Here is an 18,766-nt window from a genome sequence, read left to right as displayed (position 1 = left end):
TTACTAAGCTTTTATTTTAAGAATTCAACCGAAACGTTATTCTTAGTTAACAGGTCGTTTTCTTTTGCTAAAGCATAAGCACTTTCGTCAAATTCAGTAGTAACTTCTTTTTTAGCTCCTGCACTAATAAGATATTTTAAGATCGAATCGTCTTTAGCAATCATGGCAGCTCTGTGTAAAGCCGTTAAACCATCTTTGTTTTTAGCGTTTATATCTACTTTTAGATCGGTGATTTTTTTAAGAAGTGCGATGTCATTTTTTGTAACAGCTAAATGATATAGCGTATTTCCGTCTTTTTGAGGAGCAGCTAAGTTTAAACCTTTTTCCTGAAGTAATTTTGCTTTAGCATCAAAAGGGGCAACAGCTTCTTTCTCTCTTCCGGCCGGACGATACGATTGTACCAGGTAAACACCTAAATTATTTCCGTCTTTGTCTTTTACATTTACATCGGCGCCTTTGCTTAAAAGTAAGTTTACCGCTTCTGGAGTTCCTGATCGAACTGCGCTAGTTAAAGCCGATTCTCCTTTTGTATTTTGAGCATTGATGTTTTTGGTTAATGGAAGTAAGATTTCTAAAACCGAATTATCTCTAGCCGAAGCTGCAACCATTAAAGGTGTGTTTCCTTCTTTATCTGCTTTATTAGCATCGGTACCTTTGCTTAAAAAGTATTTGATAATTTCAGCTTGGTTTGGTTTTCCAGCTAAAAAGTGTAATACATTTTGTCCTACTTTGTTTTGTGCAGTAGGTTTTAGTTTTACTTCTTCAACTAAATATTTATAGGTTTCAATAGTATTGGTTTCTCTACGGCTTCCCTGCGCTGCAGTAAACAAAGCACCATCGGTTGGTTTTACTCCTTTTTCTAAAAGTTTCTTTAAAAGGGCAATATTTCCAGATCTTGCTGCATAAGTAAAGGCAGTGTTTCCGTCGTTGTCTACATCTTTAAGAGACATTCCTTTTGTTGCAAAATAATCGGCAGCTTTTAAGTCTTTATCAGATGAAATAGCTAAAAGAAGTAAGTTAGCGCCATTTGCATATTTTTTCTTCGGATCTATTCCGGCTTTAAAAAAGGCATCATATAAAGCAGGATTCGACTGTCCGTTTGAAGCAGCAAAATCTATCGGAGTTGTACCGTGGCTGTCTTCAAATTTAACATCAGAACCTTTTGCAATTAAATAGTCAACTAATTCTGTGTTTCCTCTATAAGCCGCCCAATGTAAATAAATACGATTGTCGTGAGTTAATTTGGTAACCGAATTTCCAGGCTGGTCTAGTAAAAATTTGATTGTAGCAATTGGAGCATCATTATTAATGGCCAAAGTGGTAACATCAAATGCATTTACATTGGCTTCTGCCGGATTGCTTCCTTTTGCGATTTCTGCTTTAACAGTATTTACATCTGGAGAAGTTTTCCAGAAAGACTGCTCTAAAAGCGTATTTTTTTGCTGCGCGCTTACAAAGAAAGTTGCGGCTAATGCTAAAGAAATAAAAAGGTTCTTTTTCATATTTTATTATGTTGTTTATTGGAGTTTGCTATTCAAAAAATATAGATTTTTACAAAGTCTATTTAGAATAAATCAAAATAATGGCAAATGTAAAGATTTATATTTTTATATCAAGTTTTATTGTCTGCAAAAGTTTAATTCTAATGATTTTTTAATTTAAATGTCTCATTATGAAAAGTTCTTTTGTTACGATAACGATTTCTTGAAATTGTAAGATTTTAATTTTAAATTTTGGTTTAATAAGTGTTTAATGTTTTTTATTGTTTATGAATTTAAAGTTTTGATAGTGAGTTTTTTATGTTTTTAAAGAGTAGAACATTTTATATCGTATGTAATTTTATTTCTTACGACTGAAAAAGTGTTTTTAAGACGAAATGGATCTTTTGAACGGAGTTAATTTTGGCAAAAAAAGACCAAAATTTGAACTCCTCTGTTGATAACTGTTTTTTTATCGGGAGGTATATTTTCGCTTTTTTTTGTTGACAACTCTATTTAGATTTAGTACAAATAACTGATATGTCGGCAAGTACGAAAAATTATGTGCCTGTTGATAAAATGTTTTTTTGATGGTTTTCGATCGAAGTTATTACTGTTGATAATTGCTCGGTTTTTTAACATCAAACTCTAGTCAAAAGAAGATTCGTGGGTTAATTTTGTAAAACTAGAAAATGCAGTTACCCACCCCAAAATCCTGTTTCTTTTCTATTCTAAATTAGTTACCATTAAATACTATATATATGTCTATATTTGATAAGAGAGTCAATTATAAACCTTTTGAATACCCGGAGGTTTTACAATTTACAGAAGCGATAAATAAAGCGTATTGGGTTCATACAGAAGTCGATTTTACAGCTGATACTCAGGATTTTCATGCTCATTTAACATTGGCCGAAAAAACAGCAGTCAAAAATAGTTTACTTGCCATTGCACAGATTGAGGTAGCGGTAAAAAGCTTTTGGGGAAATATCTATGAGCACTTTCCAAAACCGGAATTTAATGGTTTAGGAAGTACTTTTGCAGAGTGCGAATTCAGACATTCTGAGGCTTATTCCCGTCTTCTTGAAGTACTTGGATATAATGATGAATTTGAAAAACTTTTAGATGTTCCCGTTATCCGCAAACGTGTAGAATATCTTTCAAATGTACTTAAAGATACCAAATCTCAAGACAATAGAAAATATATGGTTTCGCTGATTTTATTCAGTATCCTAATCGAAAATGTTTCTTTGTTCAGCCAGTTTGCGATTTTGCTTTCTTTCACGAGATTTAAAGGTTACATGAAAAATGTGAGCAATATTATTGCCTGGACTTCTATCGACGAACAGATTCATGCTAACGGCGGTATTTACATCATCAATAAAATTAGAGAAGAATTCCCGGATTATTTTGATGAAGAAACGCTGACGCTTGTTAGAGAAACGGTTAAAGATTCTATTGAAGTAGAATCGGACATATTAGACTGGATATTTGAAGAAGGTGAAATCGAAAGTATCAAAAAAGGGGATTTAGTTAATTTCATGAAATTTAGAATCGATGAAAGCCTGAAACAAATTAATATTCCAACCATTTTTGATGTAAAAGTAGAAGATTACAAAGCTCTCGCTTGGTTTGAAGAAGAAGTTTTTGCCAACAGTTTAGACGATTTCTTTGCAAAACGTCCTGTAGAGTATACAAAACACGATAAGAGTATTACAGCAAACGACCTTTTCTAACAGCAAAATAATATGAATACAATAGATACAAATGAAACAAACAGTCTTCCGCAAAACGAGGCTGGCAGCAAAATGTGGTGGAAGAACTCTGAAAGTGAACAAATTTTAAATCGCGGTTATCTTTTAAAAGGTGAAACTGTAGAAGGTGCAATTGACAGAATTTGTACTGCTGCAGCAAAAAGATTATACAAGCCGGAATTAAAAGAGTCTTTTGTAGAAATGATCGAACGCGGCTGGATGAGTATCAGTTCGCCGGTTTGGGCCAATATGGGAACCGAAAGAGGTTTGCCTATTTCTTGTTTTAACGTACACGTTCCGGATAAAATTGAAGGAATTACACATAAATTAGGTGAAGTTATCATGCAGACCAAAATAGGCGGCGGAACCTCTGGCTATTTTGGTGAATTGCGTGAGCGTGGCAGTGCCGTAACTGATAACGGAAAAAGCAGCGGTGCCGTAAGTTTTATGAAACTTTTTGACACGGCTATGGATACCATTTCGCAAGGAGGCGTTCGTCGCGGCGCATTTGCAGCTTATTTGGATATTGACCATCCGGATATTGAGGAATTCCTTAAAATTAAAAGCATAGGAAATCCAATTCAGAATTTGTTTACCGGAATTTGTGTTCCTGACTACTGGATGCAGGAAATGATTGATGGTGATGCCGATAAAAGACAAATTTGGGCTAAAGTTTTAGAAAGCCGCCAGCAGAAAGGACTTCCTTATATTTTCTTTAGTGACAACGTAAATAAAAACAAACCACAGGTTTATAAGGATAAAAATCTTAGAATCAATGCTAGTAATTTATGCAGTGAGATTATGCTTCCGTCAACTCATGACGAATCATTTATTTGCTGTCTTTCTTCTATGAATTTAGAATTGTATGAAGAATGGAAAGATACTGAAGCGGTAAAATTAGCGATCTTTTTCTTGGATGCTGTATTGCAGGAATTTATCGAAAAGACAGAAGGCAACTATTACCTTTCTGCCGCTAATAAATTTGCAAAAAGACATCGTGCATTAGGTTTAGGTGTTTTAGGCTGGCATTCTTACCTGCAGAAAAATATGATTCCGTTTGAAGGAATGGAAGCTAAAATGAAAACGACGGAAATTTTCAAACATATTAGTGATAAAGCTGATAAAGCAAGTCAGGAATTGGCTAGAATTTATGGTGAACCAGAATTGTTAAAAGGTTACGGAAGACGTAATACCACTACAATGGCAATTGCTCCAACAACTTCATCTTCTGCTATTTTAGGACAGACTTCGCCAGGAATTGAACCTTTCAGCAGTAATTATTATAAGGCTGGTTTAAGCAAAGGTAATTTTATGCGTAAAAATAAATACCTAAAAGCTTTATTGGAGAAAAAAGGTCTTGATAACGAAGAAGTTTGGAGAGAAATTATGCTTAACGGAGGAAGCGTACAGCACATGTCGCAGCTTTCGCAGACTGAAAAAGATGTTTTTAAAACCTTTAAAGAAATCAGCCAGCTGGAAATTGTACAGCAGGCAGGAATTCGTCAGAAATTTGTAGATCAGGGACAAAGTTTAAATCTTAATATTCCGGCTGAATTAGCGATTAAAGATGTAAACCGTTTAATGATCGAAGCTTGGCAGCAAGGAGTTAAAAGTTTATATTACCAAAGAAGTCAGAGTGTTTCTAAAGAATTAGTAACCAGTCTTGTTTCTTGCAGCAGCTGCGAATCATAAATAATAAAAAAGCCGAATCTCAATTAAGATTCGGCTTTTTTATTCCTATTGTCATGTCGACGAAGGAGACATCTCCGCAAGTAAGGCCGCAATCAGAATAAAAAAATCAAACTTTAGATTTTAATCTGCTTAACGTTTCCTGAGAAATATTAATATACGAAGCCACAATCTTATTCGGAAGTCGTTTTACAATGGCAGGATTAATCTTCAAAAGCTGATTGTATCTTTCTAAAGCATCCATAGTAGTAAACGACATCAATCTATTGGCATTGTTTACATACGCTTTTTCCAGGTAATTACTGTAGAATTCACGCCATTGCGGAATAAGCTGCATCAAATGTTTAAAGTCGTCATGTGTAATGGTAAGCAATTCTGATTTCTCGATTACCTGAATATTTTCTACAGATGGCATTTTGGTTATAAAACTGACTAAAGCGGTCGCAAACTGATTTTCAAAGGCAATGTATCGAGTAGCGTCTTTTCCTTCTTCATTAATAAAAAAGATTCGCACACAGCCTTTTCCAACAAAAAAAGTCTGCTGGCTGGTTTGCCCCTGAATGAGCAGAAAATCATTTTTATTTTTCTTTAAAGGTTTAAAATAGGAAAGGATCGTACTTAAATCTTCATCAGAAACGTCAATATTTTTTTTAATATAACTGCCAAGCTGTTGGTATATCATTCTTTACTTATAATCTCGCACGAATTTACGGTAATAAACAATATCTTCGATAGATAAAACTACTAAATCATGCTGTTGTGCAAAGCTAACGATTTTGTCCAGTTTTGCCATAGTGCCGTCTTCGTTCATCAATTCACAAAGAACGGCTTCGGGGTTTAATCCGGCTAATTTCATTAAATCGACACTTCCTTCGGTATGGCCGTTTCTTTCCAAAACTCCATTATCTCTGGCGCGTAACGGAAAAATATGTCCGGGTCTGGCTAAATCTTCCGGTTTTGCATTTTGGGCAACAGCGGTTTTAATAGTTGTAATTCGATCGGTTGCCGAAACCCCCGTTGTTACGCCATGTTTTGCTTCGATGGTAATTGTAAAAGGGGTTTGAAAACTGCTGGTGTTTTCTTTTACCATATACGGCAGGTCTAATTGATCTGCTTTTTCGTTAGGAAGACAAAGACACACAATTCCGCTGCATTCGCGAATCATTAAGGCCATGTCCTGAACATTTATGTGCTGTGCCGAGAAAATCAGATCGCCTTCATTTTCGCGGTCTTCGTCATCGGTTACTATAATTCCTTTTCCGTTTTTGAGCTGTTCCAAAGCATTTTCAACGCGTTCTTTGCTTGTAACTCCAAACTGTATTAACGGACTTAATTCTGTACTTATCATTTGCTGTATTTTGAAAACTGTTTTTAGAAATAATTTGAAACAAATCTAAACTTGTCTGCGCTTAAAAAGTTTGATATAAGTCAATAAATTGAGTATTCTTTTTTTAGTGATATTCTAATTTAATTATCATAAAATCTTAATTTAGCACTCACAAATTATCATCCCAAATAAAAAAATACCCGCAGTAAATGGAAAATATTACAGTAATTATAATGTTACTTTTTGGCGTAGCTTTTCTTAGTTTAGTAAGTAAAAGATATAATTTTCCCATTCCTATTGTATTGGTTCTCTGCGGTGTAATTATCAGCGTTGTGCCTGGACTTCCAGTTATTGCGTTGAGCCCGGAAGTGGTGTTTATTGTATTTTTACCGCCTCTTTTGTATCATGCAGCATGGTACACCAGCTGGTCAGACTTTAAACAAACCATTCGTCCCATTACTTTGGCGGCGGTTGGATTGGTTTTCTTTACCACAACTGCGGTTGCTATTGCAGCGCACATGCTTATAGATGATATTTCCTGGCCGTTAGCGTTTTTGCTTGGTGCCATTGTTTCTCCTCCAGATGCCGTTTCGGCTACTTCTATAACTAAAGGTTTGGGATTACATCCCAGATTAATTGCCATTTTAGAAGGCGAAAGTCTGGTAAATGATGCCAGTGGTCTTGTGGCGTATAAATATGCATTAACCGCTATTACAGCCGGAAATTTTATTTTATGGCAGGCAGGATTAAATTTCGTTTTAATGTCGGCGTTAGGAATTGCGATTGGTTTGGGCGTAGGTTTTGTCATGAGTTATATCCATAAAAGGTTTGTTTGCGATGATATTATCGAAGTAACGCTGACTTTATTAACGCCATTTTCGTCTTATCTGCTGGCAGAACATTTTGAAGGCTCAGGTGTTTTGGCCGTTGTAGCAACGGGATTGTACTTATCGGCCAGATCAGGAACTATTTTTACGCATGAAAGCCGTATTATGACGGGAACAATTTGGAGTGTTTTAACCAATATTTTAAATGGTTTGATCTTTATTTTAATTGGATTGCAGCTGAGACAAATCATAGAGGGAATCAGCAATTATTCCGGAAGCTCTTTGTTTATCTGGGGAGGAGTTATTAGTCTTGTGGTCATTTTAGTTCGTTTTTTATGGGTTGTTCCTGCGACGATAATACCAAGAATCGTGAGTAAAAAGATTCGTTTGAAAGAAGAATTTGATTACCGAAATATGATCATCTTCGGGTGGTCAGGAATGCGCGGCGTTGTGTCGATGGCTGCAGCTTTGGCATTGCCTTTAATGTTGAATAAAACCGAAGAATTTCCGCTTCGAAACCTGATTATTTATTTGGTTTTTTGCGTTATACTATCCACTTTAGTTATTCAGGGGCTTACACTTCCGTGGATTATCAAAAAATTGAAAATTGAGCGATATTCTATTCTAGCCGAAGAATATGATGTTCGAAATGTTATTGTTTCAGAAACCATAGCCCATATCGAAGATAACTTTTCATTGCTGGATGATGAATTGCTGCACAATATTAAAAGTAAATACGAAGTCAAGTTTAATCGTTTGCAGAAAACCGAACTTCCGGCTAACTTTTTTGGAAATGGAAAATTATTAGGAAACGAAATTTTTAATGACTTCACCAAAATTCAAATTGATCTTTTAAATGTGGAACGTGCTAAACTCGAAAGCATGCACAAAAAAGGTTCAGTTAATGAGGAGATTTTCCGTAAAATAGAAAAAGAACTCGATCTTGAAGAAACCCGACTTTGGATGGAGATGTACGAGGAATAATATTTTTTTGTTCCTTATCCGCCTGTTTGTACATGAGGTGCATCTACTGGTTTGGATTGCGAAGAACCTATCTGACGCAAATAAACGGATAATAATATGATAGCAAAAACGGATAGAAATTCGCTTTGCCAGTTTTGAAAGGATTCAAACCAAAATCTGGAATTTACCAAGTAAGATGAAATCGTTTCCAGCGGTTTTCCTTCTAAAAGCAGTTTCTCATTTTCGTCTTTTAAACTTCCGTAGAAATGCATTACTAGTGAAATAAAGAAGAATAGAAGCAATGCAATGGTAAGCGAATGTTTGTATAAGGCCAGAATAAAACCTCCTTTTTTAACGGGCCATGGTGCGTTTTTTCGTTTAGGATCTGGTTCCCGGTCGACTTCTTCTTTTTCGTCCAGTTTTTTAGATTCTGATGATCCTTTTTGTTTTAAGAAAATAGTAAGCACCACAAAAAGTCCCATCTGTAGAAATTCACTTTCCCAGTTTTCAAAAGTAGATTCAATAAAATGGCCGGATAAAAGGTAGGCGCTCATATTGATCATTTTTCCACCTTCATCAATAAGTTCTTTATTATGTTCCTGAAAACCTAATAAAGTCTGCCCAATTAAAGACCCGAAAAACAGTATCAAAAAGCAGATACACAAACCGTTATTGCGAAGAAAAGTTTTCATTTTGAACTTTGTTTATACAAATTTCCTAAAAGAATACCGAAGCGATTTACATAATTTACTTTAGAATTTATAGTTTTTGCATTGAAAATCAGTTTTTTACCTCATTTATTTGATTCATATAAATGATAGTAGTAATTATGTAATAATATTGATAACCAGTATTTTAAATTTGAAATAGTATAATAAATACAAACAGAAAAAATATGATGAAAACACTTTTAAAGACCAAAATTGCAATGTTGATTTTATTAACAGGATTAACATTTTCGTGTAAGAAGAATGACACTACTACTTTAGAAAATCAAGCTTACGCAGATTCGACAAAAGCCATAATTGATACAGTTGGTCCAGATGTAGACACAATGACTACAGATACGATTAGAACGGTTAAAACGGATACTGTTAAAAAGTAAGTTCTATAAACTTTTAAATAAAGAAACCTGCCGTGATTTTCATTGCAGGTTTTTTATATGATCTTAAAATACTTTTAGTTCCTTTAAAACCCGTATTTTTGACTCAAAAAATAACTAATAAATGAGAATGACTAACTTTATTAAAATTTTAAGCTGTGTTTTACTTACGTTAAGTATTGCAGGATGCAGTGTTCACAGTTCCTCTTCATCATCTTCAGGATCAGAAAAAGTTCCTCCTGGGCAGGCAAAAAAAATGTCAGGCAGTAAAAGCGCAAAAGCTTACGCTCCCGGACAGCAAAAAAAGAGATAATATTATTTATAAACCGTAAAATCTTTTACGGTTTTTTTAGCTCATATTCCTCCGTATCTTAATGTTGAGCCTAATATCAGCATGATAACACCCGTTAAAGTAACCGTAATAATGAGTACAGCCATTGTTTTCAGGTTGTATTGATTAAGGTTGGGAATCACTATAAATTGTGCAATCAAGGCACAAATAATGGTTAAAAACAGTAACAGTAATTTTATAGAAACTACTTTTTCAAAACCACCCGAAAAGCTAAACCAGGTATCAAGTGTAACACCAAAATCATAGGCCATTCCAAATCCTGTTGCAATAAGCGTTGGCAAGGCCAGCATGCCCAATGGTTCAAATTTTCGTTCGAACTTTAAAATAATCGACGGGTCTTTTTTTCGTAAAGCTTCAGGAAGAAAAACAGTGCAAAGTGTTAAATGACCGCCCACCCAAATTGTTGCTGCGATTAAATGAAGTATCAAAATGATGTGATGAAGTGTCATAATAAACTTTTAAATTAATAATGCTTAGAAATAAAGCTTCTTATGTATTACTGTTCCCTGCAAATAATAGTTATTTCTGAGGTGGAATAATTCTCAAATTTCAACGCTTTTTCAGAATATTCTAATTCACCAATTGTTGGAACATTGTTTACAAAATGCTGTACATAATAATTTCCTTTATAGTTTTTGCTTTTTAGATAATCTCTCATTTCTATAAATGCTGATTTGCTTATAAGTGCTGAATGAAGCGTAGTTCGAACTTCAAAAGGAATGGAGGAATTCATTAAAAGAATTAAACTTTCTTCAAATTCAGCAAATAAGTTAGATTGAGTAATAGTTTTAAAGTTCGACGACAGGCTTTTAAAATCTAACGCGACATAATCAATCAACTCTTCATCAATCATTTTTTTCAGAACATCGGGTCTGGAACCATTTGTGTCTATTTTTACAGTAAATCCCAATTGTTTTATTTTTTTAATAAAGCCAAGGATTTTTTTATGAATAGTACATTCGCCCCCGCTTAAAACTACGCCGTCTAATAATCCTTTTCTGGATTTTAGAAAAGTAAAAACGGTTTCAAAATCAATTTTTCCTTTTCCTAAAACAATGTCCGGATTATAGCAATATGAACACCGCATATTACAGCCCGCAAACCAAATGATGCAGGCTGTTTTATCCGGATAGTCTAGTAAAGTAAAAGGGGTAATGCTGTAAACAGCTTTATTCGATCCTGATTTCTTTAAAATGAGTTCGCTGCTGATGTTCTCCTTTTTTTCCAATATTAAAACTTTCTACAGGTCTGTGATAACCCATTACTCTTGTATACACTAAGCATTTACTTCTTCTTGATTCTTGTTTTTTTAGAATCTCATCTGTCTGCGTTTTCATATATTATCGTTTTTTGATTGTTTTCATTTAATAAAATTTCGTCGCATTTAGGACAATATTCGTGTTCTCCATTTAAGTAGCCATGAACAGGGCAGATACTAAAAATAGGAGTTATCGTAATATAAGGCAGTTTGAAATTGGTCAATACTTTCTTTACAAAGTTTTTACAGGCTTTGGGACTGCTTATTTTTTCCCGCATATAAAGATGCAGTACAGTACCGCCCGTATATTTACATTGCAATTCGTCCTGAAGTAATAAAGCTTCAAATGGATCTTCGGTATGGTCAACCGGAATTTGTGAGCTGTTGGTATAATAAATATTCTCGTCGCATCCAGCCTGATAAATCTCAGGGAAACGCTTTTTGTCTTCTTTTGCAAAACGATACGTTGTTCCTTCTGCCGGAGTGGCTTCCAGATTGTATAAATTCCCGGTTTCTTCCTGAAACTCTTTCATTCGCAATCGAATATGATCAAGAATTTCTGTTGCAAAATGAATTCCTGAATTGGCTGTAATATCCTGTTTTCCTTCGGTAAAATTAACTACCATTTCATTCATTCCGTTTACGCCAATGGTCGAAAAGTGGTTTCTAAAATGATCCAGATAACGTTTGGTGTAAGGATAAAGTCCGCGGTCGTACATTTCCTGTATAAAAACTCTTTTTTTCTCTAATGTTGATTTCGCAATTAAAAGAAGTTCATCCAGATGTTTAAACAAGTCTATAATATTTCCTTTGTACAAATATCCTAATCGAGCCATGTTAATGGTTACAACGCCAATGCTTCCTGTCATTTCTGCACTTCCAAAAAGACCATTTCCTCGTTTTAATAATTCACGCAGGTCAAGCTGTAATCTGCAGCACATACTTCTAACGGCATTTGGTTTATAGGCATCGGGATTTTCAATTTTATTTCCGTTTTCATCAAGCAGATATTGACTTCCAATGAAATTTTGAAAATAAGAAGAACCTATTTTAGCTGTATTTTCAAACAGCAAATCGACATTTTCTCCTTCCCAGTCAAAATCCTCTGTGATGTTTACCGTTGGAATAGGGAAGGTGAAGGGCTGACCGTTTGCATCTCCTTCGGTCATTACGGTATAATAAGCCTTATTAATAAGATTCATTTCCTTTTGGAAATCGGCATATTTTAGATTCGTTAATTTTTCAACACCGCGTTCTTTTGCTTTTTCAACTAATTCCTGATTTTCTACATTAAGAAACAAATGATCATTATTTTTCGTCGGAATCTGGTCTTTAAGATCATCCGGAACGATCCAATCCAGTGTGATATTGGTAAAAGGCGATTGTCCCCAGCGTGCCGGAACATTCAAATTATAGACAAAACTTCTAATGGCTTTTAAAATTTGATCGAAAGAAAGCTGATCCTTAAAAACATAAGGAGCCAGATAGGTATCAAAAGAACTGAAGGCCTGAGCACCGGCCCATTCGCTTTGAAGAATCCCAAGGAAATTTGCCATTTGCCCCAGGGCTTCTTTAAAATGAGACGGCGGTCTGCTTTCTACACGTCCCCGAACACCATTAAAGCCTTCGTTTAATAATACACGCAGGCTCCATCCGGCGCAATATCCGGTTAAGCAGTCGAGATCGTGAATATGAATGTCTCCGTTTCTATGAGCGAAACCTTCTTCTCGGGTATAAATTTTATCAAGCCAGTAATTGGCAATTATTTTTCCTGCGGTATTGTTCACCAATCCGGCATTGGAGTACGAAGTATTTGCATTGGCATTAATTCGCCAGTCCGACTGGTTGATGTATTCTTCTATGGTCTGCGTACTGTTTACATACGTTGTATCATCATTAAGGCCATTTATGTGTTCTCTTTGCAGTTTACGGGTATGGCGGTAAATAATAAACGAACGCATCGTTAAGAAATAGCCATTCTCAAAAAGAACTCTTTCAATTATATCTTGTATTTCTTCTACTGCCCAGGAGTATTTTGCCTCTAATGCAGTGCTGACCAATTTAAAAATTCTTTTGTCGATGGGCTGATTTACGCTTTGAAAGGCTTTTTGAATGGCATCCTGAATTTTGAAAGCCTCAAAAGGTCTGTAATCTCCGTTTCTTTTGATTACATATTTTTCCATGTTTTATTGTATTTAAAAAGCTTTCTTGAAGTTTTTTTCTAGTTTAATTGCTTTTGGAAACAAAATATTGTTTTCCATGTGAATGTGTTTATACAGGTTGCTTTCAAATTCTTCCAGCATTGAAAAAGTAACTTTGTATGTATTGCAGGCTCCTGCCGGAGGAGTATAATCAGTGGTTAAATTGGCAATTTTTTTAAAACGCTGTCCTTCTGAAAGATGGTCTTCTTTCATTAAAACAACCTGATTTTCAATGCTTCCAAAAACGGGTGTTTCAAATGGCAGTCCTTTGTCTTTTGCCTTTTTTACTTGTCTTATAAAAGGAAAAAGCTCTGTTTCTTCCTTCTTCATGTGCGCAGCCAGATCTACTGCCGATGCATTAAAAATTTTGTTTATTTCATGAAGTTCAGGATGAATTTCTCCGTGAACACGGCATACTTTTTCTAAAAACTGAAGTATAACCGGTGTCTTTTCTTCTACATACCTGTGATGCGTTTTTTCTATATAATCTGTCAACAAATCAACAGACCAAGATTTATAATCAAAAGACTGGTTTGCCGGACTGTTTTTAGCGTCTTGAAGTTCTTCTATCAGAAAACTTTCTGTAACGTCTCTTTTTTTACAAACTTCCGCGATTGTGCGATGCCCTTTACAGCAAAAATCTATATTGTATTTCGAAAAAATAGCTGCTGCTCTAAAATCATCTGCGACGATTTCGCCAATGGTAGACTTATTTGTTATTTCCATAATTAATTAGCTTTGATTATCATGTTTTAATTTAAAGACATTATAAAGGGGCTTTTTCTTTTTTTGCAGTGTTTAATAATTATTAAGGCAACCGTAAGCATATTAGAGAATTCTATAAATGGAATTGTAATCTGCTGATTTACCACAAGCGTTTCGGCTGTATCTTTTATCAATTTTATTTTTTGAATAGCAAAATCAGTATCGCGTTCTTCGCTGGAATAAAAGCTGGTTAATAATGCCTGTATCTCTTTCTTTAAAATCAAAAAGGTTATCTGGTCTTTTTTGTTCTCTGTATTAGGATATTTTGGAATCAGTATTTTGGATGAAAACTCAAATAGATCGATTGTCTTGCCAATGTTTTCCGAAGCCTGATGCGCAAATACCAAAGCTTCGAGTAAAGAGTTAGACGCCAGCCTATTTTTTCCATGCAGTCCGGTTCTCGCACATTCGCCAATAGCGTATAAGTTTTTAATAGTAGTGCATCCGTTTCTATCGACTTTAATGCCGCCACATTGATAATGAGCCGCAGGAACTATCGGAATCAAATCGGTTTCAGGATACAAACCTATTTCGTTGCAATGTTTGGCAATAGAGGGAAACTTTTGATAAAAAGCGTAAACATCTAAATGTCTGCAGTCTAAATACATATGTTTCTTTCCATTTAGATGCATTTCACGATAAATAGCATTCGATACAATATCTCGGGTTGCGAGTTCACCTCTTGAATCGTACTTAAACAAAAATCTTTTTCCTTCTTCATTGATAATATGAGCTCCAAATCCGCGTACTGCTTCTGAAATTAGGAACAATGGATTTTCTTCACCTCTGTATAAAGCAGTAGGATGAAACTGAATGTATTGCATGTCTTCGATTTCGACTCCTGCGCGTGCGGCCATTGCAATGCCGTCTCCGGTTGCAATTTCCGGATTGGTTGTATTTTGAAAAAGCTGACCGCATCCGCCTGTACTCAGCACTGTGGTGCGTGCTCTTATGTATTTTATTAAATTGCTGTCTATGTCGTAAAAAAAGGCTCCCGTACAGTTTGTTTTCCCTTGATTTGCTTCGGTATTAAGATCTATAACCTGATAGTTTTCGAACAACTTAATATTGGGTAATTTTTCGATTATTTTTAAAAGTTTTTTTTCTATTTCAAGACCGGAACTGTCTTTATGATGCAGAATGCGATGCTGCGAATGTCCGCCTTCAAGACCCAGATCCCATTGCCCTTGTGAGTCTTTATCAAATGAAGTTCCTATTTCAAGAAGTTCCTGGAGTCTTTCCGGAGCCTGCTGAATCACCATTTTTACGATTTCTTCGTCGCAATGTCCGCCGCCTGATTTTAAGGTATCTTTTATATGCTGGTCAAAACTGTCTTTTAAATGATTTGTAACAACCGCAATACCACCTTGTGCCAGTTGCGTATTAGTGTTTTTAGCCGTTTTTTTAGTCATTATGACAATAGATAAATCAGGCCGTTTTTTTGCCGTTTTCATTGCAAAAAATAATCCCGAGATACCGGAACCTATTATTAGTATATCAGTTTTGAGCATTTTAGCAGGGGTTTTGAGGTTCTATTTAAGAGAGTTCAAGCATTTTTTTAATTGGCTTAAGCGCTTCAATTCTAAGAGGTTCATTTATTATAATTTCGGGACTTTCTTGTTTTAGGCACCAATACAATTTTTCGAGTGTATTGACTTTCATAAAAGCACATTCACTGCAGGCACAAGTATTGTCTTCTGTGGAAGGAGCCGGAATCAGCGTTTTGTCAGGTACGGCTTTTGAGAGCTCGTGCAGGATACCGGCTTCTGTAGCCACAATGAAAACGGCAGCAGGATCCGTTTTAATAAAGTTGATAATTCCGGAAGTTGAGCCAATGTAATGCGCAATTTTTAAAATAGGACTTTCAGATTCCGGATGCGCCGCTATTTTAGCAGTCGGGTTTTTAGTATAGACTTCAATTAGTTTTTCCAGCGAAAAAGCTTCGTGAACCACACAGGATCCATCCCAAAGAACCAGTTTTCGTTGTGTTTCTTTTTGAAGGTAACTTCCTAAATTTTTATCCGGGGCAAATATTATTTCCTTATCAGCAGGGATTGAGGCAATTATTTTTTTTGCATTTGATGATGTACAAACCAAATCGCTCATTGCTTTTATTTCGGCAGAGCAGTTAATGTATGTCACCACAATGTGATCTGGATGTTTTGCTTTAAAAGTTTTAAAATCGGCAGGATTGCAGCCGTCTGCAAGAGAACATCCGGCATTAAAATCCGGAATTATGACCTTTTTATCCGGGTTGAGTATTTTAGCTGTTTCTGCCATGAAATGAACACCGGCAAACAAAATAATATCGGCATTTGTATTTTGTGCTTTTTTGGATAATTCAAGACTATCACCAATAAAATCTGCGATATCCTGAATTTCCTCATCTTGATAATAATGAGCCAGAATAACAGCATTTTTTTCTTGTTTTAATCGGGTTATTTCCTGTGCCAAAAAATCTTTGTTCATTTTTGAGTTCGTTTTTTCTGCAGAAAAATATGCTGTTTCCAGCATATTTAACTACAGAGGAAGTTTAATGGTTTTGTATTAGAAACAAGTTTCTAATACGGTTAAGCATAAATTTGATACGGTAAATATATCATCATCAATTTTCTCAAATTATGATTCCAGTCATACTGTTTTATATTTATTTTTTTAGGTTTCGGTGGTATGCAGATAACCTTATAGTTACGATTTGGTTTTAGTGAAAATAGAAGTAAAATCATGTCTATTTGAAAGAAAGGTATCAGAAATCTTTTTGATGAGGTATGATTGGAATCATACTTTATGAGCTGCAAGTTTTAGAATTTTGATCTAAAGTTTTCTATTATTTGAGATAGAGAGAAATTAAAACAGGTATATGAAAACAGACATTAGAAATAAGGAAGACATTAAAATACTGGTTGATGCTTTTTATCAAAAGGTTAAAAGTGATGCGGCTATTGGTTATTTGTTTACAGAAGTAGCGATAGTTAATTGGGAAAAACATCTTCCTATTATGTACGATTTTTGGGATAACATTCTATTTCATACCGGAAATTTTGATGGAAATCCCATGATGAAACACCGATTACTTAATGAAAAAAGCACGTTAACCGAAGCCCATTTTTTGCATTGGACCAAGCTTTGGAAAAAAACGGTTGATAGTTTATTTGAAGGCGAAAAAGCAAATGAAGTAAAAGTCAGGGCAAAGAATATTTCAAAAGCAATGATAAGTAAGGTTATTGCTTAAACAAAACGGGAGCTCTTAGAGTTCCCGTTTTAATTTGAATGCTATTAAGTCGAATTAATAATTTCTTTAACCTTTACAAAGAAAGAAAAGCCTTTTGTAAAAAAGTATGATTTGAATCATACCAAAATATCTTGCAGCTTTCTAGTAGAATAATTTATGATCGATAATTTCGACTTTATTATTTTTACTCATGGCCGAAATTGTTCTAATAACGGTCTCGACACGTAATCCTGTAAAATCTGCAATTTCCTGCCTTGTATAGGGTATTTTCATTTTTTGAGAAGGTTTGCAGTTATGCTGTCTTTTTAAATTATCTAAAAAATATTGAATCCGATATTCGGGTTTGTGGTTAATTATGTTTTTAGAGAATACGGTTTTATTGTAAATTTTCTTGGCAAACAATTTTAATAGTTTCGTTTGTATTTCGGGATTTTCCTCGATAAAAGAAAAGAAATTAGTTTTGGATAGTTTTAATAATATACAATCTGTCTGTGCAATTGCCGAGGCAGGGTAGGGCTGTTCTATAAATAAAGGCGGTTCTCCAAAACTATCTCCTTCTTTAAAAACGCCAATAGTAAGATCTTTACCATCTTCATTAGTATAACTCATTTTTACGGTTCCTTCAAGAATTTGATAAAAGGAAAGAGGCGGGTCATTTTCGTAAAAGATGACAGCATGTTTGGGAACCTTTTTTGCAACAGCACCCCAGGTGTAAAGTAAATCAGTATCAATATGCATTTTGCCAGCCGTTATTACGATAAAAATGACTTAGGATTACTTAGTTTAAGAGCCCAATACTAGTAATCCTATTTCTTTAGTGTAATAACAAAGAAAGCAAATGACGTAAAGTAAAAATATGATAAATGTTATGTTTTGAGAACTTTATATAAGTAAAAAAAGCTATTCAATTTTTGAATAGCTTTTCCTGGGCAAGAATTTTTATAAAATCAGCGAATCGCGAATCTTAATTTTAAACCATAAGAAACCAGTCTCATGTTCGATGCAATTCCGGTATCGAATACACTGTTGTATTTTAACTGAACAGGTAATTCAGGATTGTATTGAACCAGGCTGCTGTTTTCATTTTTCTTTTGAATGTTGTTTAAACCGTAATCCAAATAAGCTCCAATATAAATGGAATTTCTATTTCCGATAAGTTGTTTTACGCCCGTTTCAAAAGTTGCAGAATACGATACTTTTGTATCTAAATCGCGTTCTGGGGCTTTTAAATTATCAACGTTTGCAAAACCAGCAAATGCAGGGCTGAACAGTTCTACATTGTACTGCGGATAATAACCGCTTGTAGTACTGTTTGACATTTTTGACTCGTAGGTACCGCTTGATGCAAAACCAACTTTGGCACCGGCAGAAACGTAAAGTTTTGTGGTACCCGGAGTTTCAAATTGAATGTTAATAGGAACATTAATATACCCCAGATTTTGTTCTTCTCTTAAATTAGTGACTTTGTATCGAAACTGAAAAGCTTCATTTTCTGCATCAACAGTATTGTATTGTCCTGCGATATAGCCAAATTTTGAATCGGATTTGTAGGTTTGATACTCAACTCCAATTCCTAAACTTAAGCCTTCGTTTAAAAAGTAAGAATAGCGAAGTCCTGCATTAACACCATTTCCGGGAACATATTCGCCTCCAGTTGATTTTATAAATGAAAACGGACCGCCCAGTGAAATAGAAAATTCGTGTTTTTTATCCTGACCATAACTATTAAAAGCAGCTAATAAAGCTGTAACGACAGCGAGTGATGTTATATATTTTTTCATCTTAAATTTTATTATGCCGGCGCTGTTTATTAGACAG

The 18,766-nt window shown here is 34.9% G+C and carries 19 protein-coding genes; 6 read left to right on the top strand and 13 right to left on the bottom strand.

Annotated elements, in window-relative coordinates; genetic code table 11:
• Nucleotides 1-11 precede the first annotated feature (11 nt).
• Nucleotides 12-1,502, bottom strand: coding sequence for an ankyrin repeat domain-containing protein (locus AC1RRQ_RS08390; RefSeq protein WP_493022566.1), 1,491 nt, complete (start codon nt 1,500-1,502; stop codon nt 12-14).
• A 737-nt stretch (nt 1,503-2,239) separates the two neighbouring features.
• Here AC1RRQ_RS08390 and AC1RRQ_RS08385 point away from each other — a divergent pair.
• Together AC1RRQ_RS08385 and AC1RRQ_RS08380 are read left to right on the top strand one after the other, a co-directional pair.
• Nucleotides 2,240-3,214, top strand: a complete 975-nt coding sequence (locus AC1RRQ_RS08385; protein ID WP_493022565.1) for a ribonucleotide-diphosphate reductase subunit beta — start codon at nt 2,240-2,242, stop codon at nt 3,212-3,214.
• A 12-nt stretch (nt 3,215-3,226) separates the two neighbouring features.
• Complete coding sequence (locus AC1RRQ_RS08380) at nt 3,227-4,924, top strand: ribonucleoside-diphosphate reductase subunit alpha (protein WP_493022564.1); 1,698 nt, start codon at nt 3,227-3,229, stop codon at nt 4,922-4,924.
• Nucleotides 4,925-5,030: 106 nt separating this feature from the next.
• Here the strand turns inward: AC1RRQ_RS08380 and AC1RRQ_RS08375 are convergent, their stop codons facing one another.
• Together AC1RRQ_RS08375 and ribB are read right to left on the bottom strand one after the other, a co-directional pair.
• Nucleotides 5,031-5,603 (bottom strand): Crp/Fnr family transcriptional regulator, encoded by a 573-nt coding sequence (locus AC1RRQ_RS08375; protein ID WP_493022563.1) that lies wholly within the window; start codon nt 5,601-5,603, stop codon nt 5,031-5,033.
• Nucleotides 5,604-5,606: 3 nt separating this feature from the next.
• Nucleotides 5,607-6,269 carry a 3,4-dihydroxy-2-butanone-4-phosphate synthase gene (ribB, locus tag AC1RRQ_RS08370; protein WP_493022562.1) on the bottom strand — a complete coding sequence of 221 codons (663 nt, stop codon included), beginning with the start codon at nt 6,267-6,269 and terminating at the stop codon, nt 5,607-5,609.
• 188 nt (nt 6,270-6,457) lie between these two features.
• On the opposite strand from ribB, the gene AC1RRQ_RS08365 reads away from it, so the two are divergent.
• Nucleotides 6,458-8,059 carry a Na+/H+ antiporter gene (locus AC1RRQ_RS08365; RefSeq protein ID WP_493022561.1) on the top strand — a complete coding sequence of 534 codons (1,602 nt, stop codon included), beginning with the start codon at nt 6,458-6,460 and terminating at the stop codon, nt 8,057-8,059.
• Between the two features lie 14 nt (nt 8,060-8,073).
• Here AC1RRQ_RS08365 and AC1RRQ_RS08360 read toward each other — a convergent pair whose 3' ends face one another.
• A complete protein-coding gene (locus AC1RRQ_RS08360; RefSeq protein ID WP_493022560.1) occupies nt 8,074-8,730 on the bottom strand; it encodes a DUF6766 family protein in 657 nt (218 codons plus the stop codon).
• 203 nt (nt 8,731-8,933) lie between these two features.
• Here AC1RRQ_RS08360 and AC1RRQ_RS08355 point away from each other — a divergent pair, with 203 nt between their 5' ends.
• The gene (locus AC1RRQ_RS08355; RefSeq protein WP_493022559.1) at nt 8,934-9,143 is read left to right on the top strand and encodes a hypothetical protein; all 210 of its coding nucleotides are present in this window, start codon (nt 8,934-8,936) and stop codon (nt 9,141-9,143) included.
• Nucleotides 9,144-9,264: 121 nt separating this feature from the next.
• A complete protein-coding gene (locus tag AC1RRQ_RS08350) occupies nt 9,265-9,453 on the top strand; it encodes a hypothetical protein (RefSeq protein WP_493022558.1) in 189 nt (62 codons plus the stop codon).
• A 41-nt stretch (nt 9,454-9,494) separates the two neighbouring features.
• Here the strand turns inward: AC1RRQ_RS08350 and AC1RRQ_RS08345 are convergent, their stop codons facing one another.
• The 7 genes from AC1RRQ_RS08345 to nadA are packed head-to-tail and all read right to left on the bottom strand — an operon-like array spanning nt 9,495 to nt 16,185.
• A complete protein-coding gene (locus AC1RRQ_RS08345; protein WP_493022557.1) occupies nt 9,495-9,941 on the bottom strand; it encodes a copper resistance protein CopD in 447 nt (148 codons plus the stop codon).
• Nucleotides 9,942-9,988: 47 nt separating this feature from the next.
• Nucleotides 9,989-10,720: an anaerobic ribonucleoside-triphosphate reductase activating protein gene (locus tag AC1RRQ_RS08340; protein WP_493022556.1), complete on the bottom strand. Its 732-nt coding sequence runs from the start codon at nt 10,718-10,720 to the stop codon at nt 9,989-9,991.
• Complete coding sequence (gene nrdD, locus AC1RRQ_RS08335; protein WP_493022555.1) at nt 10,662-10,829, bottom strand: anaerobic ribonucleoside-triphosphate reductase; 168 nt, start codon at nt 10,827-10,829, stop codon at nt 10,662-10,664. Before nrdD ends, AC1RRQ_RS08340 begins: the two co-directional genes overlap by 59 nt.
• Nucleotides 10,810-12,933 (bottom strand): ribonucleoside triphosphate reductase, encoded by a 2,124-nt coding sequence (locus tag AC1RRQ_RS08330; RefSeq protein ID WP_493022554.1) that lies wholly within the window; start codon nt 12,931-12,933, stop codon nt 10,810-10,812. The genes nrdD and AC1RRQ_RS08330 overlap by 20 nt, the downstream gene beginning before the upstream one ends.
• Before the next feature lie 12 nt (nt 12,934-12,945).
• Nucleotides 12,946-13,677 (bottom strand): iron-sulfur cluster repair di-iron protein, encoded by a 732-nt coding sequence (gene ric, locus AC1RRQ_RS08325; protein WP_493022553.1) that lies wholly within the window; start codon nt 13,675-13,677, stop codon nt 12,946-12,948.
• 26 nt (nt 13,678-13,703) lie between these two features.
• Nucleotides 13,704-15,227 (bottom strand): L-aspartate oxidase, encoded by a 1,524-nt coding sequence (nadB, locus tag AC1RRQ_RS08320; RefSeq protein WP_493022552.1) that lies wholly within the window; start codon nt 15,225-15,227, stop codon nt 13,704-13,706.
• Between the two features lie 25 nt (nt 15,228-15,252).
• On the bottom strand, nt 15,253-16,185 hold the full coding sequence (gene nadA, locus AC1RRQ_RS08315; protein ID WP_493022551.1) for a quinolinate synthase NadA: 933 nt from the start codon (nt 16,183-16,185) through the stop codon (nt 15,253-15,255).
• Between the two features lie 391 nt (nt 16,186-16,576).
• Between nadA and AC1RRQ_RS08310 the strand changes: the two genes are divergently transcribed.
• Nucleotides 16,577-16,948, top strand: coding sequence for a group III truncated hemoglobin (locus tag AC1RRQ_RS08310; protein WP_493022550.1), 372 nt, complete (start codon nt 16,577-16,579; stop codon nt 16,946-16,948).
• 141 nt (nt 16,949-17,089) lie between these two features.
• On the opposite strand, the gene AC1RRQ_RS08305 is transcribed toward AC1RRQ_RS08310, so the two are convergent.
• Nucleotides 17,090-17,686: a Crp/Fnr family transcriptional regulator gene (locus AC1RRQ_RS08305; protein WP_493022549.1), complete on the bottom strand. Its 597-nt coding sequence runs from the start codon at nt 17,684-17,686 to the stop codon at nt 17,090-17,092.
• A gap of 209 nt (nt 17,687-17,895) precedes the next feature.
• Nucleotides 17,896-18,729, bottom strand: a complete 834-nt coding sequence (locus AC1RRQ_RS08300) for a porin family protein (protein WP_493022548.1) — start codon at nt 18,727-18,729, stop codon at nt 17,896-17,898.
• Nucleotides 18,730-18,766 lie beyond the last annotated feature (37 nt).

The organism is Flavobacterium sp. GW821-FHT12A05 (genome assembly GCF_058807735.1).
This window is presented reverse-complemented; position numbering and strand designations above follow the sequence as displayed.